Genomic DNA, 14,487 nt, shown 5'->3' on the forward strand with positions numbered 1-14,487 from the left:
ATCGAGTCGGCGACCCCGGGAGACTACCTGACGAAGGCGGGGTACTACGGCCGTCTGGAGCGGGCGTCCGCAGAGCAGGCGTTTCAGGCGTTTCCGGTGTTAGGCGATGATTCTGGCCCGCAAAGTTTACGCTTCGCATTATCTCAGGATGCCGTTAACAAACCTTATATTATTCATAACAGCGCGGGAGAGATCGTTTCGCAGGGGACTATTGGTGAAGACGGGCGAACCCCGCGCGTGAAACTAGAAGAGTCCGATGAGCTGATCCTTACGCTTGGGAAAACAGAATGGATTGTGTCACCGATAGCGTTTAGTGAAAGCGCGCCAGAAAGTATCACCGAAACGAATTTTATCGACGATAGCGCTGTTCATGATCCTTATACAGAACAGCTGGCAGAAGAGATTAACGATTTTCTGCCAGCTGAGCTGATTGCAAAGATCGTGGGGCCGGTTGAAGGTGAGGTCTGACTCCGCGAAGAGGAATGAAAAATGCGTATACTGTTAATCTGTGTATTTATGATTTTCACTGGCACGGCTCATGCCAGCTGTTTAAAGAATGGTGACAGTACCAGCGTTGCGGGAGTGCTGGTCGTTAAAACGTATCAAAGCCCTGACGATATTCCCAGGCCCGTCAGAAAATGGGTTCTGCAGCTGGACACGCCGCTTAAATGCGTTGCCGAAGTGGATACATCATTTCCGGCCTGGAACAGCGACATTACCATTATTCCGTTGAACGGACTGGAGCAAAGCTTTAGTTATTATGCCGACAGGCGGGTAATTGTTTCGGGAAAGATCGCACTGGCCGCTACTGCATACCATTATACTGCGATTCTGCTATTAGCAGACAAAGTGGAACAGGTTAAAAAATAAGGGATTAGAACATGAAGTATATTAGTGCAACACATGATATGTCTTCTCTTACCGCAGAATATATCGCAGAAGATGGCACACGTTACCTGAGGAGCGGTGGCACGCTGAGCTGGCGTTTCTTTAACCCAGGTAATATCAGGCCATCAAAGACATCCCCCTGCGATCCGCTAAAAATAGGTGTCGGTAAGACAAAAAACGGTCGCTTTATGATCTTTCCGGACTATCAAACAGGCTGGAACGCCCTGAAAATATTACTCGTGGTCACCTATAAGGATTTTACGGTTGGTCAGATTGCTGCCGTATACTCTCCTGAATCCGATGGCAACGATCCGGAAAGATATACGCGATTTATTATCAACAAGTCGGGTGTTGGCGCAGATGAATACATTAAAGATTTAGATGATTCATCCCTTGAAAAACTGATGGAAGCTATCAAACAAATCGAGGGCTATTATCATAAAAAAGAGACCCGAAAAGAGACGCTCGTGCCTGCCACCACGATTACCATTACCGATGGTCATAAGCCGCTGGCCGATGAAAAAGTGAAGGTGGTCATCGATCAATGTACCTATGAGTGGAAAACTAACCGCTATGGTCAGATACCGGCTATCGCGCATATACCTGGACGAAAGCAGATTAACCTCATCGCGGCCGATCCCTGGGGAAAAGAGTCTGTTATCTATACGGCCATAGCCGGTACAGAAAGTAAAAACATCTTATTATTAAAGCAATTTCAAACCTATACGGCAAAGACAGGGACGCATAAGGAAGGTGAAAAAGCGGCAGCTTTCTATACGGTAAAAAAAGGCGACACCCTGGGTAAAATCGCCAGAGCGATTAAAACAACGGTTAAAAGGCTTGCCGATCTTAATGGTATTGAAAATGCTAACCGTATTACCGTAGGCCAGAAGCTGAAAATTCCGGATGGTATCAGTAAACCTCTGGTAAAGCCCTCCGGGGCTGAAAGTACACAGCCTGTCGAGACCGGGAGTTCGGATAAGGGTTATCCTCAGGCAAACATTGGCAATAGCGCAGAGCAGGCACCGTGGATGAAAATTGTTATCCGGGAAGGTAAACAGTGGCATGGCACAGGTGAAAAAGAGATCGCTGATAATTATCATGCCCTGCTCAACCAGGCGGGAACGTTGGCCAACACCGCATGGTGCGCTTCATTTGCCAACTACTGTCTGAAAGAAAGCGGGTATCCCTACTCCAAAAAATATACGCGAGCGTCACAGTTCCCCGCCTATGACACGGTAAACTTTGTTGAAATCAAGCGGCCCGTTTACGGTGCGCTGATGGTTTTCAGAACCTATGTTACCAGTAATAATAAGTTCACCGGCAACGGGCACGTAACTTTTGTGTATGGAATTTCTTCCTCCGGCGATATCATTGGCATTGGTGGCAATCAGGGAGGAACTGCTTTTGGTGGAGGAACGATTAAAGCCTCGCAGTACTCAACAACCAGCCCCGTGGCGCGCTTTAAGATGACGGTAAATAAGGTAAAAGGCGTTGCGGTTTATCAGAAGTTTTATAAGTTTTATGTTCCGGCTACTTATAAAGACTATGCGGATTCAGATGAAGATCTGATTACGGTTGAAGTCGATAAAGTGAACAAAGAGGTCCTTGAAATCGGAAAGGTTTCTACCCAAAAAGACGAAGGCGGTGGATTATGATAAGAGTGCTGGTATTTATGGTTGTATGTTTTCCGTCTTTTATTGCTCTGGCCGGATCGCCGGGCGGGCTGACGACTGTTATCATACCGTTCACCTCGGCAGAGGAGTATAAAAGTCTGGTTGAGCGTTATTTTAAAGATTATCTGGACGGCGGCAGGCCGATCTATTGCGCCAACGCTGAGGGAAACAGCGAGACGCTGACCATCGGCAACTATTTTATTAACAAAACGCTGGATGAGACGCTGATGAAATCGGCGTTAGTCAATCAGCGTTCGCTTAACCGTCTGCAGAAAAAGCTGCTCAATTATCGAAGCGCCGCGGCCCCGCAGGGATTTGATGCGCTGCTGACCTATGAAGTAAGTGGTAATTACCTGATTTTCTACGGTATTTCTTCAGATGCGGCAGAACCAGCCAGGAAAGCGGCCCTCTATAATAAAGATATCCACGATCCCCGGGCGCTGGGGCAGGCGATATGCAGAGTGCTTGCCGCTTTTCCCGTTTATTATGATGAGTAGCGACGTGGGGCAGTCGTTGCCCTGTAGCCACGGCGCTGTTCTTCGCAGCGGAAGCTTACGGGTCGGGCGTTCGGCGACAGCGCCCCGCTTCTGAAACCGCGCAAAATCGTTGTGGTAAAAGTGAGAACCATGTCAGGCAAGTGCCGCACCGCCGCGTGCGGCACAGGATCCTGACTACAGGGTCGCGTTATCAATCACAAAGCGGTAGTGCACGTCGCCTTTCAGCATTCGCTCATAGGCTTCGTTAATCTGATCCGCACGGATCTGTTCGATATCGGCAACGATGCCGTGTTCCGCGCAGAAGTCGAGCATCTCCTGGGTTTCCGGAATGCCGCCAATCATAGAGCCGGCAATGGCCCGGCGCTTCATAATCAGATTGAACACCTCCGGGGAGTCATGGGGCGTTGCCGGGGCACCCACCAGCGTCATGGTGCCGTCGCGCTTCAGCAGCACGGTAAAAATGTCCAGGTTGTGCGGCGCTGCCACCGTGTTCAGGATGAAGTCGAAGCTTTTCCGGTGGGCCTGCATCTCTTCAGGACTGCGGGAAATCACAACTTCATCCGCGCCCAGCGCTTTTGCCGCTTCGCGCTTGGATTCCGAGGTGGTAAAGGCCACCACGTGCGCGCCAAGCGCGTGCGCCAGCTTGATCCCCATATGTCCCAGCCCGCCGATGCCGACAACCCCCACTTTTTTACCCGGCCCCACCCCCCAGTGGCGCAGGGGAGACCAGGTCGTAATGCCCGCGCAGAGCAGCGGCGCGACGGCGGCGAGTTGCTCTTCCGGATGGCTGATGCGCAGAACATAGCGCTCATGCACTACAATCTGCCGGGAGTAGCCGCCTAGCGTGTGCCCTGGCGCATCAGCCGTCGGGCCGTTGTAGGTGCCGACCATATTATCGCAGTAGTTCTCAAGCCCCTCTTCACACTCCTCGCACTGCTTACAGCTGTCGACGATGCATCCAACGCCGACCAGATCGCCGGGCCGGTAGCGCTGAACGTGCTCGCCGGTGGCGGTTACTCTGCCGACGATCTCATGGCCCGGCACACAGGGGTAGAGCGTGCCCGCCCATTCCGAACGCACCTGGTGAATATCCGAGTGGCAAACGCCGCAGTAGGCGATCTCAATCTGCACGTCGTGCGGCCCTGGCTCGCGGCGGCTGATTTCCATCGCCTCCAGCGGCTGCGTTGCAGATAATGCGCCTATCGCTTTAATTTTCATTGCGGTAACTCCTGGTGGAAGAGGGAAAGCGGGTGAAGCGCGTGTGCGCTTCACTGTCGTTACGTTGATTTATGAGTATTGAAAAAAATGCGGCGGTCTGCTGAATATTTTCGCCGCCGCGCACCGCTTCCGGTGACAACGAATTTAGCAGAGGGCGTCCTGATGATACAGACGCCGGGATTGCATACGCTGCTGAATAAAATTCACTAATACCGTACGGTTAACCACGGGGCGCTCCGGCCTGGCGATACCTTACCGCCTCGACAAAGGCGGAAAAGGCGGGGGAGGTGTTCCGGCGATTGGGATAATAAAGATGAAATCCGGCAAAGGTGGGGCACCAGTCGGCCAGGACCTCGACCAGCTGACCGCTGGCAATTAACGGGCGGGTCATTGGCTCCGGGAGGCAGCCGATTCCGATGCCGTCCAGCGCGCCGTTCAGAATATGTATATTGCTGTTGGCGGTTAACTGACCCTGTACCCGCACGTTCATCGCGCGGCCGTCCTTTTCCAGCTCCCACGCATACACGCTGCCGCCGTAAGCGTGGCGAATATTAATGCAGTTGTGGTTTGTCAGCTCATGGGGATGGCGCGGAGCGGGGTGGCGAGTAAAATAGCCAGGGGCAGCGACCAACGACAGCCGCCAGTCCGGGCCGAGGCGTACCGCAATCATATCGCGGCTGACCGCCTCACCCAGACGGATGCCCGCGTCAAAGCGTTGTTCAACGATATTAGTAAACCCATTATTAATACTGATTTCAACATTGATCTGCGGATAGTTGGCAAAAAAGCCCGGCAGCACAGGGCGCAAAATCTGTTCTGCGGCGTCATCTGAACAGGTGATACGAATCGTGCCCGCAGGCTTATCCCGCAGCTCCCCGAGCTTCTCAATTTCGGCGTTAATCTGCTCAAAAAGGGGGCCGGTGGATCGCATCAACTGCTCCCCCGCGTCGGTGGGGGCGACGTTGCGGGTTGTACGTGTCAGCAGGCGCACGCCCAGCCGCGCTTCAAGGTTGCGGACGGTATGGCTGAGTGCCGAGGGGGTCACCCCCAGCCGTCTGGCCGCCCTGGTGAAACTTTGCTCTTTTGCCACCGCAAGAAAAGCAAGAATATCGTTCATTCTGTCGATCTCTAATCCGCTAAGGTCCAACGTGTCGGCCAGTGTAGCCGAATTGATGAATTAATTTCACAGGTTCATACAAATTTCCCCGGCTAATCACCGTATTCGCCATCGGATACTCTGTAGCACTCTTTTATCGACGGAACCTGTGAATGACTTCAGACAGTATTGTGACAAAATTAAACGCCCCGGCGCAGCATCCTGCGTGGGGGGCGATTTTCTCTATGGCGCTTGGCGTAGTGGTTCTGATCGCCTCTGAATTTATGCCGGTCAGCCTGCTGACGCCCGTGGCCAGGGATCTGGCCCTCAGCCAGGGGCAGGCGGGGCAGGCTATTTCGGTATCCGGCCTGTTCGCCGTATTGACCAGCCTGCTCAATGCCTCTTTAACCCGCCGCCTCGATCGTAAAAAGGTGCTGATCGGCTTTACCCTGCTGCTCTGCCTCTCGGGGCTGATTATTACTTTCGCCGCGAATGACCTGATGTTTATGGCCGGCCGCGCGTTGGTGGGGGTGGCGATCGGTGGCTTCTGGTCAATGTCGACGGCAACGGTGATGCGCCTGGTGCCAACACACGCCGTGGCGAAAGGGCTGGCGCTGATCAACGGCGGCAACGCCCTTGCGGCCACGGTCGCCGCGCCGTTGGGAAGTTTTCTCGGCCAGTATATCGGCTGGCGTGGCGCATTTTTCATCGTCGTGCCGCTGGCGATAATTGCCTTTATCTGGCAGTGGCGCTCGATTCCGTCGCTGCCCGCCGGACCGCAGCGGACGGGTAGCGCCAATCCGTTCCGGCTGCTGGCTGATCCACAGGTAGCCCTGGGCATGGCCGGGGTCATGTTCTTTTTTATGGGTCAGTTTGCGATTTTTACCTACCTGCGCCCGTTTCTGGAAGAGGTCACCCGGCTTTCGGTGAATCAGCTGTCGCTGGCGCTGCTGGTGCCGGGCGTCTTCGGGCTGTTGGGAACCTGGCTCAGCGGGCATTTGCTGCAGCGTCGCCTGTTTTGCTGGCTGATAATTATCCCGCTGGTTATGGCCGCCGTTGCCGGGCTGTTGATTAAAGCCGGTGCCTCTTATATGGCGGTGATGGCGCTGTTAGCCCTCTGGGGGCTGGTTGCCACACCCGCGCCGGTTGCGTGGGGGCTGTGGCTGAGCAAAGCATTGCCCCATGACGCGGAGTCCGGCGGCGGTCTGCTGGTGGCGGTGATCCAGAGCGCGATCGCCCTCGGTGCCGGGCTGGGCGGCGTGCTGTTCGACCTGCTGGGCTGGTGGAGCCCATTCGCCTTCGGTTTGCTATTGCTGCTGGCTTCAGCCGCGCTGGCCTGGAGAACCGGATCTACCGGCGGCTGAGCGGAAGCCATTTTCGTACCGATGTCTTTGGCGCGATGACAGGCTGGAATGGCCTGCGGGCGCGACCTATCCGATAAAATGACGACCAGGCTATATAACCAGGCCCGTTCAGGCAGACAGAATAAGCGGGCTTTTTTGCGTAATGGAATGAAAATTCAGGAAAGCACCAAATCACAGGAGATGACCTGGTGCGTCCGAGTGGACTCGAACCACCGACCCCCACCATGTCAAGGTGGTGCTCTAACCAACTGAGCTACGGACGCAGAATGGTGCGTTCAATTGGACTCGAACCAACGACCCCCACCATGTCAAGGTGGTGCTCTAACCAACTGAGCTACGGACGCAGAATGGTGCGTTCAATTGGACTCGAACCAACGACCCCCACCATGTCAAGGTGGTGCTCTAACCAACTGAGCTATGAACGCAGTGCTACAGGTGACAACGGGGACGAATATTAGCGGCAGAGCTGCCATGAGGCAAGAGGAAAAACGCAATTTTCCGCCAGATTTCACCTGATTGCAGAGGAAATGCGCAAAACGTCGGAAGAATAGCCGCCGTCCGGCGGCCGTTGCTGTTTTATCGCGCGGCGCGTTGCAAAATGGTCGCAGAGGGCTGGCGCTGCAGATAGCGCATGCGCAGCATCATCAGAACCGCCGCGGAGGTTAAGCCGATGATAAAACCGACCCAGAACCCCGCCGGCCCCATGCGATCCACCACCAGATCGGTCAGCGCCAGCACGTAGCCGCTGGGGAGGCCCAGCACCCAGTAGGCGGTAAAGGTAATAAAGAAGATGGAGCGCGTATCCTTATAGCCGCGCAGGATCCCGCTGCCGATAACCTGGATAGAGTCGGAAATCTGGTACACGGCCGCCAGCAGCATTAGCTGTGCCGCCAGCGTGACGACGGCCGGGTTATCGTTATACAGCATCGCGATATGCTCACGCAGAGAGACGGTAAACAGAGCGGTCAGCACCGCCATGCAGACGCCGACGCCTAAACCGGTGCGCGCCGCGGTTTGCGCGTCCAGGGTCGACCCCTGACCAAGCCGATAGCCTACGCGGATGGTGACGGCGGCGGCCAGCGACATCGGCAAAACGAACATCAGAGAGCTGAAGTTCAGCGCAATCTGATGGCCGGCGACATCCACGATCCCCAGCGGCGAAACCAGCAGGGCCACCACCGCGAACAGCGTCACCTCAAAGAATAGCGCCAAGGCGACGGGGAGCCCGAGCTGCACCAGGCGCTTCATCACCGCCAGGTCCGGCCGGCTGAAGCGGCTCTCATTGCGGATGTCGCGCATGGAGCGGGCGCGCTTCACGTAGGCGATCATCGCGATAAACATCACCCAGTAGACTGAAGCGGTGGCGACCCCGCAGCCCACCCCGCCCAGTTCGGGCATTCCGAGATGACCGTAAATAAAGAGATAGTTAACCGGAATATTGACCAGCAGGCCGAGGAATCCCATCACCATGCCGGGCTTGGTTTTTGCCAGCCCTTCGCACTGGTTACGCGCTACCTGAAAGAACAGATAGCCCGGTGCCCCCCACAGCAACGCGCGCAGATAGCCCACCGCCTTATTCGCCAGCGCGGGATCGATATTATGCATCGCCCGGATAATATGTCCGGCGTTCCACAGCACGACCATAATCAGCACGGAGACGATACCGGCCAGCCAGAACCCCTGGCGCACCTGGCGGGCGATGCGCTCGCGGCGGCCGGAGCCGTTAAGCTGGGCGATGACCGGCGTCAGCGCCAGCAGCAGGCCGTGGCCGAAGAGGATCGCCGGCAGCCAGACAGAGGTGCCAATCGCCACTGCTGCCATGTCGGTGGCGCTGTAGCCGCCCGCCATGACGGTGTCGACAAACCCCATCGCCGTCTGGGCGATCTGCGCAAGAATGACCGGTATCGCCAGGGTTAATAACTGACGCGCTTCGCTGATATACTTTTGCACCTATACACCATCTGTATTGTTGTTATTTGAGAGACTCAGGATCTGGCCCGTCAGGGCGATTTTGCCTGCTATTTTGGCCCCGTCTGCGCCTGACAAAACAGGTCAGCATTTTGCACGCCCGTCAGGGCAAGCGCAGCGAGGCTCTCCTCGGGTGCTGCGCGCATGTGCCAAAATCTTCACCGGATACGCCAGCAGGGGCTGGCGCTAAAAAAACCGCCTTAAGCGGCAGCAAGAAGAAAATGCAGGAGGAATTGCAGTCTATTGTAGCGACGGCTGCGCAATTCTCCAGTGAAAAAAGGGGCGTAGGGGCGTGCTGCTGGTAACCGTTATGTCCACCTGCTATTGTGGCGGGCTGAAGAGATTAACTGATTTCAGGAGTTGCAGGTATGTTTACCGGGATTGTGCAGGGCACCGCGAAGCTGGTGTCAATTGATGAAAAACCAAACTTCCGCACCCACGTGGTGGAATTACCTGAGCACATGCTGAGCGGGCTGGAGACCGGCGCGTCGGTGGCCCATAACGGCTGCTGTCTGACGGTTACCGAAATTAACGGCAGTCATATCAGCTTTGACCTAATGAAAGAGACGCTGCGTATTACCAATCTCGGTGAGCTGAAGGTGGGCGACAGCGTTAACGTCGAGCGGGCGGCGAAGTTTAGCGATGAGATCGGCGGGCATCTGATGTCAGGTCATATTATGAGCACCGCCGAGGTCGCCAAAATTCTGACCTCAGAAAATAACCGCCAGATCTGGTTCAAAGTGCAGGATCCCCAGCTGATGAAGTACATCCTGTATAAAGGGTTCATCGGTATTGATGGCATCAGCCTGACGGTCGGGGAAGTGACCCCCTCGCGCTTCTGTGTGCATCTGATCCCGGAGACCCTTGAACGCACTACCCTGGGCAAGAAAAAGCTCGGAGAGCGCGTCAATATTGAGATCGATCCGCAGACCCAGGCGGTGGTGGATACCGTTGAGCGGGTGCTGGCGGCGCGCGAGAACGCGGTCAGCCAGAGCCAGGAGGAAGCGTAAAAAGTGTGCCCCCGGCCGTTGGCCGGGGGAGGGCAAATTAGCGGGGAACGCGCAGGCCGTTTTCAACGCCGCGAGAGAACACCACCTGCCACAGCTGAATGTCGCGCGCGCGGAACGCACCGGCGCAGGCGTTCAGGTAGTAGGTGAACATCCTTTTAAAACGCTCTGAATAGTTATCGGCGATCTCCGGCCAGCAGTCGAGAAAACGCGCGTACCAGGCCATCAGCGTGGTGTCGTAATCGGCCCCGAAGTTGTGCCAGTCTTCCAGCACAAAATGCGATTCGCTGGCGTTGGCGATCTGCCGCGCCGAGGGCAGGCAGCCGTTGGGGAAGATATACTTATCGATCCACGGATCGACGTTATTATCGGTTTTCTTCGAGCCAATAGAGTGCAGCAGAAAAATACCGTCCGGCTTTAAATTGCGGTCCACGACGTTAAAGTAGGTGTCGTAGTTTTTCGGCCCCACGTGTTCAAACATGCCGACGGAGACAATGCGGTCAAACTGATCGTTAAGGTCGCGATAGTCCTGCAGCAAAATAGACACATCAAAGCCCGCACAGCGCGCCTGCGCCATCTTCTGCTGCTCCGCCGAAATCGTCACGCCCACTACGCTGACGCCATAGTTAGCCGCCATATAGTGCGATAGCCCGCCCCAGCCGCAGCCGATATCCAGCACGCGCATACCGGGCTGGAGCTGCAGTTTTTCGCAAATCAGCTTCAGCTTCGCCTGCTGGGCGGCCTCTAGGCTATCGGCCTCTTTCCAGTAGGCGCAGGAGTATTGCATATGAGTGTCGAGCATACGGCTGAACAGGTCGTTACCGAGGTCGTAATGCTCTTTACCAACGATCCACGCCCGTTTTTTGCTTTGCAGATTAAAGAGGCGGGCGCTGAGGATGCGCAGCGTATCTTTAACATTATGCGGGATTTGATTTTCCAGCCCGGCGCGCAGGACTTTGGTAAAAAACATATCCAGTCGTTCGCACTCCCACCAGCCGTCCATATAACTCTCGCCCAGACCCAGCGATCCCTCGCGCAGCACGCGCTTAAAAAAACGCGGATTTTTAACCTGAATATCGAACGGGGCTGGGCCGTTAATGGTAATGCCTGCCCGGCTCAGCAGTTCGTTGGCGATACGATACCAGTCATCATTAGATACGCTGGTTTCTTCTATACACGATGAACTCATTGCTTCTCCATCACGAGTCAGTGATCAGAACCTTAAAACAGCATAGTCGCTTTTTTTGGGGTTGTGAGAAATCTCACGGTAATCCCGCGAGTCTGTTATCCGACGTAGTACAGAGGAAGGGAGAGGCCCTTGCCGAAAAGGCCATCCGTGGTGAGACGGGAACGCTCCGGTTCCCGTAGAACATCTATCAATTATCGTAATATATACAGCTGGCTTTCAGTATAGGCCGCTAAAACTGATGATACAACCGAATATTGTTAGCCGACTAATTATTGACCCGGTCGCTAATTTCGGCGCGGGCGGCGGGCGCTTCCGCAACGTTTGCCGCGATGCGGCCTGGCCCGGCTCCGCGGGCCTGCAGGAGATAGCCCAGCCAGACCAGCAGCACAGTTGCGAGCATCACGCTGGTGGTAGCGAGTAGCGGAACGGCGATCAGCCAGGAGACCACCAGGCTCGCCAGGAAGCACAGGCCCAGCTGCAGAGTATTTTGCAGCGCGGCGGCGCGTCCTGTCGCCTGTGGAAAGGGGCGCAGTGCCTGCGCCACCACAATCGGATAGATGGCACCGTTGGCCATCGCCATAAAGCAAAAGGGGATCAGGAGCGCCGTCAGGGAAACGTGATGGATAAAGCCCACGGCCCAGGTCGCCGCGACGCTCAGCGCGAAAACCACCAGCAGCCACGGCAGCAGCCGTTCGCCGCGCCATCTCTGCAGCGCGCCGCGGCAGCCGTAGCCGCCCACCAGGAAGGCGATGGTCTGCGGAACATAGCTCAGGCCGATGGCCGACGGGCTATAACCCATTTCATTCAGGATAAAGGGTGAACCAGTCAGCCAGGCGAAGAAGCTGGCCGAACAGGCGGCGTAGATCAGGACGTTGCCGCGCCAGGTATCGGAGCGCAGCAGCGTGGCGAACGTCAGCCTGCCTGCGGCGGCCTCCCGGTGCTGCGTGGAGGGTTTCAGCCACGGAAGCGGGAGCATCAGAACCAGGGTAATCACGAACAGAATGACGAAAATGGCCCGCCAGGAGAAGTGGGCCAGAGCCCAGCTGCCCAGCAGCGGCGCAAGGGCGGGGGAGAGCGCCACCAGCGGCATGATGGTGGCGAAGACGCGGTTGATCTTTTGCGGCGGATAGTAGTCGGTTACCAGCGCCTGCCAGATAACCGTGGCGGCGCAGACGCCGACGGCCTGTACAAAGCGCAGCGTCAGCAGTCCCCCGGCGCTTTCCACCCACAGCATGCCGATGCTGCCGGCGGCAAAAATGGTCAGCCCCAGCAGGAGGATTGGCCGGCGGCCGTAGCGATCGGAAAGCGGCCCCCAGAGCAGCTGGGCGATGGCAAAACCGGCCAGAAACAGGCTAAGGCTGGCGCTGACGGCGGAGGCAGGGGTCTGTAAATCCGTCTGTATAGCGGCAAACGCGGGCAGATACATATCCGTCGCCAGAAAGCCGAGGACGCTGAGGCCGGCCAGCCAGGCTAAAAATCCAGTTCCAGGTTGCATTATTCGTTCTCTTTTCAGCGATAAAACACTGGCGCAGAGTGTAGGCAGTGCAAAACCGCTTGTGAAACGCTAATATTTGGCCATTGAATTCAAAATTTTTGCAGGCAGAGAATGTGGTCGGAATATTCACTGGAAGTGGTGGATGCGGTGGCGCGCAACGGCAGCTTCAGCGCGGCGGCCCAGGAGCTGCACCGCGTGCCCTCGGCGGTTAGCTATACCGTGCGGCAGCTGGAGGAGTGGCTGGCCGTACCGCTGTTTGTACGCCGCCATCGCGACGTGGAGCTGACGCCGGCGGGGAGCTGGTTTTTAAAGGAAGGGCGCTCTGTTATCAAAAAAATGCAGATCACCCGCCAGCAGTGCCAGCAGATCGCCAACGGCTGGCGCGGCCAACTGACCATCGCGGTGGACAATATCGTCAGGCACGATCGGACAAGACAGATGATTGTCGATTTCTATCGGCATTTTGACGACGTTGAGCTGCTGGTGTTTCAGGAGGTGTTCAACGGCGTCTGGGACGCGCTCGCGGACGGCCGCGTTGAGCTGGCGATTGGCGCAACCCAGGCGATCCCGGTGGGCGGGCGCTATGCCTTTCGTGATATGGGAACGTTGAGCTGGCGCTGCGTGGTGGCGAGCCATCATCCACTGGCGTCGCTGCCCGGTCCGCTCAGCGACGATACGCTGCGCAGCTGGCCCTCTCTGGTGCGCGAAGATACCTCCCGCAGCCTGCCGAAGCGTATTACCTGGCTGCTGGATAACCAGAAACGGGTGGTGGTACCCGATCGGGAGTCTTCGGAAACCTGTATCTCGGCGGGGCTATGCGTTGGCATGGTGCCGACCCATTTCGCGAAGCCCTTTATCGATCGCGGAGAGTGGGTGGCGCTGGCCCTGGATAATCCCTTTCCGGATGCCGCCTGCTGTCTGACCTGGCAGCAAAATGACGCCTCGCCGGCTCTGGCGTGGATGCTGGACTACCTGGGCGACAGCGAAACGCTGAACAGAGAGTGGCTGCGGGAGCCTGAGGCGGCTCCCGTCGGGGAGGATTAGCGACGATAATCGCGGAACGGGCCGTCGGCGACGGAGCGCCGCTCAACCAGCCGCGGATGCACCTCAATAGACTGCGACTCTTCGCGCTTGTTGACGATACGGTCCAGCAGCATATTAAACGCCGTTTCCCCCAGCGAATCTTTCGGCTGGTGAATGGTGGTCAGCGCCGGGGTAAAGTAGCGGGCGTTGCGCACGTTATCATAGCCGATCAGCGAAACGTCCTGGGGAATGCGCAGGCCCATTTCGTCGGCGGCGCAGAGGGCACCCATCGCCATAATGTCGCCGCCGCAGAAAACGGCGGTGGGGCGATGGGGCTGGGAGAGGATCTGCTGCATGGCGCGGTAGCCGGATTCCGGCTCAAAATCGCCCTGCACGATCCAGTTTTCCGGCACCGCGATCCGCGCCTCTTCCATCGCTTTCAAAAAGCCAGCCAGTCGCCCGGCACCGGTATTGCGCTCCATCGGTCCCGGAATCGCACCGATCTCGCGATGGCCGCGCTCCAGCAGATACCGGCCCGCCATATAGCCGCCCGCAAAGGCGTTATCAATAACGGTATCCGTAAAGTCAGCCTTTGCCTCGCCCCAGTCCATCACCACCATCGGAATATGGCGATACTCCTCAAGCATGGCGAGCAGCGGCTCCGGGTATTCAGAGCACATGACCAGCAGGCCGTCGACGCGCTTTTGGGCCATCATCGACAGATAGGCGCGCTGCTTTTCAAGGTTATTCCAGGCGTTGCCGAGGATCAGGGTATAGCCTTTCTGGAAGCAGTTTTTCTCAACGGCTTCAATGATTTCCGCGAAATAAGCGGCCTCGCTGCTGGTGGCCAGCAGGCCGATCGACTTGGTATGGTTCACCTTCAGGCTGCGGGCGACCGCGCTGGGTGAATAGTGCAGTTCTTTAATTGCCGCCCACACCGCATTGCGCGTATCTTCGGCAACGAAACGTGTCTTGTTAATAACGTGTGATACGGTAGTGGTGGAAACGTTGGCCCGTTTCGCCACATCTTTAATTGTTGCCATTACTTCTCACTCCAGACCCTCTC

At 56.6% G+C, this 14,487-nt stretch carries 12 protein-coding genes, 3 tRNA genes and 1 pseudogene; 7 read left to right on the forward strand and 9 right to left on the reverse strand.

Translation table 11 applies throughout. The annotated features are described in order from the left end of the window. The 4 genes and pseudogenes from GJV78_RS18505 to GJV78_RS18520 form a co-directional block, all read left to right on the forward strand. A pseudogene (locus GJV78_RS18505) lies at positions 1-468 on the forward strand (type VI secretion system tip protein VgrG); the annotation flags it as partial. Between the two features lie 21 nt (positions 469-489). Further along, the gene (locus GJV78_RS18510; protein ID WP_155109701.1) at positions 490-870 is read left to right on the forward strand and encodes a DUF4431 domain-containing protein; all 381 of its coding nucleotides are present in this window, start codon (positions 490-492) and stop codon (positions 868-870) included. Between the two features lie 11 nt (positions 871-881). Next, a complete protein-coding gene (locus GJV78_RS18515) occupies positions 882-2,546 on the forward strand; it encodes a TIGR02594 family protein (protein WP_155109702.1) in 1,665 nt (554 codons plus the stop codon). Beyond that, positions 2,543-3,061: a hypothetical protein gene (locus GJV78_RS18520; protein WP_155109703.1), complete on the forward strand. Its 519-nt coding sequence runs from the start codon at positions 2,543-2,545 to the stop codon at positions 3,059-3,061. Before GJV78_RS18515 ends, GJV78_RS18520 begins: the two co-directional genes overlap by 4 nt. 174 nt (positions 3,062-3,235) lie before the next feature. Here the strand turns inward: GJV78_RS18520 and GJV78_RS18525 are convergent, their stop codons facing one another. After that, positions 3,236-4,279, reverse strand: coding sequence for an NAD(P)-dependent alcohol dehydrogenase (locus GJV78_RS18525; protein WP_155109704.1), 1,044 nt, complete (start codon positions 4,277-4,279; stop codon positions 3,236-3,238). 220 nt (positions 4,280-4,499) lie between these two features. Continuing rightward, positions 4,500-5,396: a LysR family transcriptional regulator gene (locus GJV78_RS18530; protein WP_155109705.1), complete on the reverse strand. Its 897-nt coding sequence runs from the start codon at positions 5,394-5,396 to the stop codon at positions 4,500-4,502. A gap of 152 nt (positions 5,397-5,548) precedes the next feature. Between GJV78_RS18530 and GJV78_RS18535 the strand changes: the two genes are divergently transcribed. Continuing rightward, positions 5,549-6,739: an MFS transporter gene (locus GJV78_RS18535; protein ID WP_155109706.1), complete on the forward strand. Its 1,191-nt coding sequence runs from the start codon at positions 5,549-5,551 to the stop codon at positions 6,737-6,739. Positions 6,740-6,925: 186 nt separating this feature from the next. Here GJV78_RS18535 and GJV78_RS18540 read toward each other — a convergent pair. The 4 genes from GJV78_RS18540 to mdtK all read right to left on the reverse strand — a co-directional run bounded on the left by GJV78_RS18540 (position 6,926) and on the right by mdtK (position 8,689). Then, positions 6,926-7,002: transfer RNA gene (locus GJV78_RS18540), tRNA-Val, on the reverse strand. Between the two features lie 4 nt (positions 7,003-7,006). Continuing rightward, positions 7,007-7,083 (reverse strand) — tRNA-Val (locus GJV78_RS18545). Between the two features lie 4 nt (positions 7,084-7,087). After that, positions 7,088-7,164, reverse strand: a tRNA-Val gene (locus tag GJV78_RS18550). Positions 7,165-7,315: 151 nt separating this feature from the next. Next, positions 7,316-8,689 carry an MdtK family multidrug efflux MATE transporter gene (gene mdtK, locus GJV78_RS18555; RefSeq protein ID WP_167519640.1) on the reverse strand — a complete coding sequence of 458 codons (1,374 nt, stop codon included), beginning with the start codon at positions 8,687-8,689 and terminating at the stop codon, positions 7,316-7,318. Between the two features lie 386 nt (positions 8,690-9,075). Between mdtK and GJV78_RS18560 the strand changes: the two genes are divergently transcribed. Next, a complete protein-coding gene (locus GJV78_RS18560) occupies positions 9,076-9,717 on the forward strand; it encodes a riboflavin synthase subunit alpha (protein WP_155109707.1) in 642 nt (213 codons plus the stop codon). A gap of 37 nt (positions 9,718-9,754) precedes the next feature. On the opposite strand, the gene cfa is transcribed toward GJV78_RS18560, so the two are convergent. Both cfa and punC read right to left on the reverse strand, forming a co-directional pair. Beyond that, positions 9,755-10,903, reverse strand: a complete 1,149-nt coding sequence (gene cfa / locus GJV78_RS18565) for a cyclopropane fatty acyl phospholipid synthase (RefSeq protein WP_155109708.1) — start codon at positions 10,901-10,903, stop codon at positions 9,755-9,757. 265 nt (positions 10,904-11,168) lie between these two features. Then, entirely contained in the window at positions 11,169-12,398 is a 1,230-nt protein-coding gene (punC, locus tag GJV78_RS18570) for a purine nucleoside transporter PunC (protein WP_155109709.1), read from the reverse strand. 111 nt (positions 12,399-12,509) lie between these two features. Here punC and punR point away from each other — a divergent pair, with 111 nt between their 5' ends. Further along, on the forward strand, positions 12,510-13,442 hold the full coding sequence (gene punR, locus GJV78_RS18575; protein ID WP_155109710.1) for a DNA-binding transcriptional activator PunR: 933 nt from the start codon (positions 12,510-12,512) through the stop codon (positions 13,440-13,442). Here punR and purR read toward each other — a convergent pair. Continuing rightward, complete coding sequence (purR, locus tag GJV78_RS18580; protein WP_155109711.1) at positions 13,439-14,464, reverse strand: HTH-type transcriptional repressor PurR; 1,026 nt, start codon at positions 14,462-14,464, stop codon at positions 13,439-13,441. The two genes, punR and purR, sit on opposite strands and share 4 nt — an antisense overlap. Positions 14,465-14,487 lie beyond the last annotated feature (23 nt).

Origin of the sequence: Intestinirhabdus alba (assembly GCF_009711095.1) — a bacterium.
In the GTDB taxonomy this organism is placed as follows: Bacteria; Pseudomonadota; Gammaproteobacteria; order Enterobacterales; family Enterobacteriaceae; genus Intestinirhabdus; species Intestinirhabdus alba.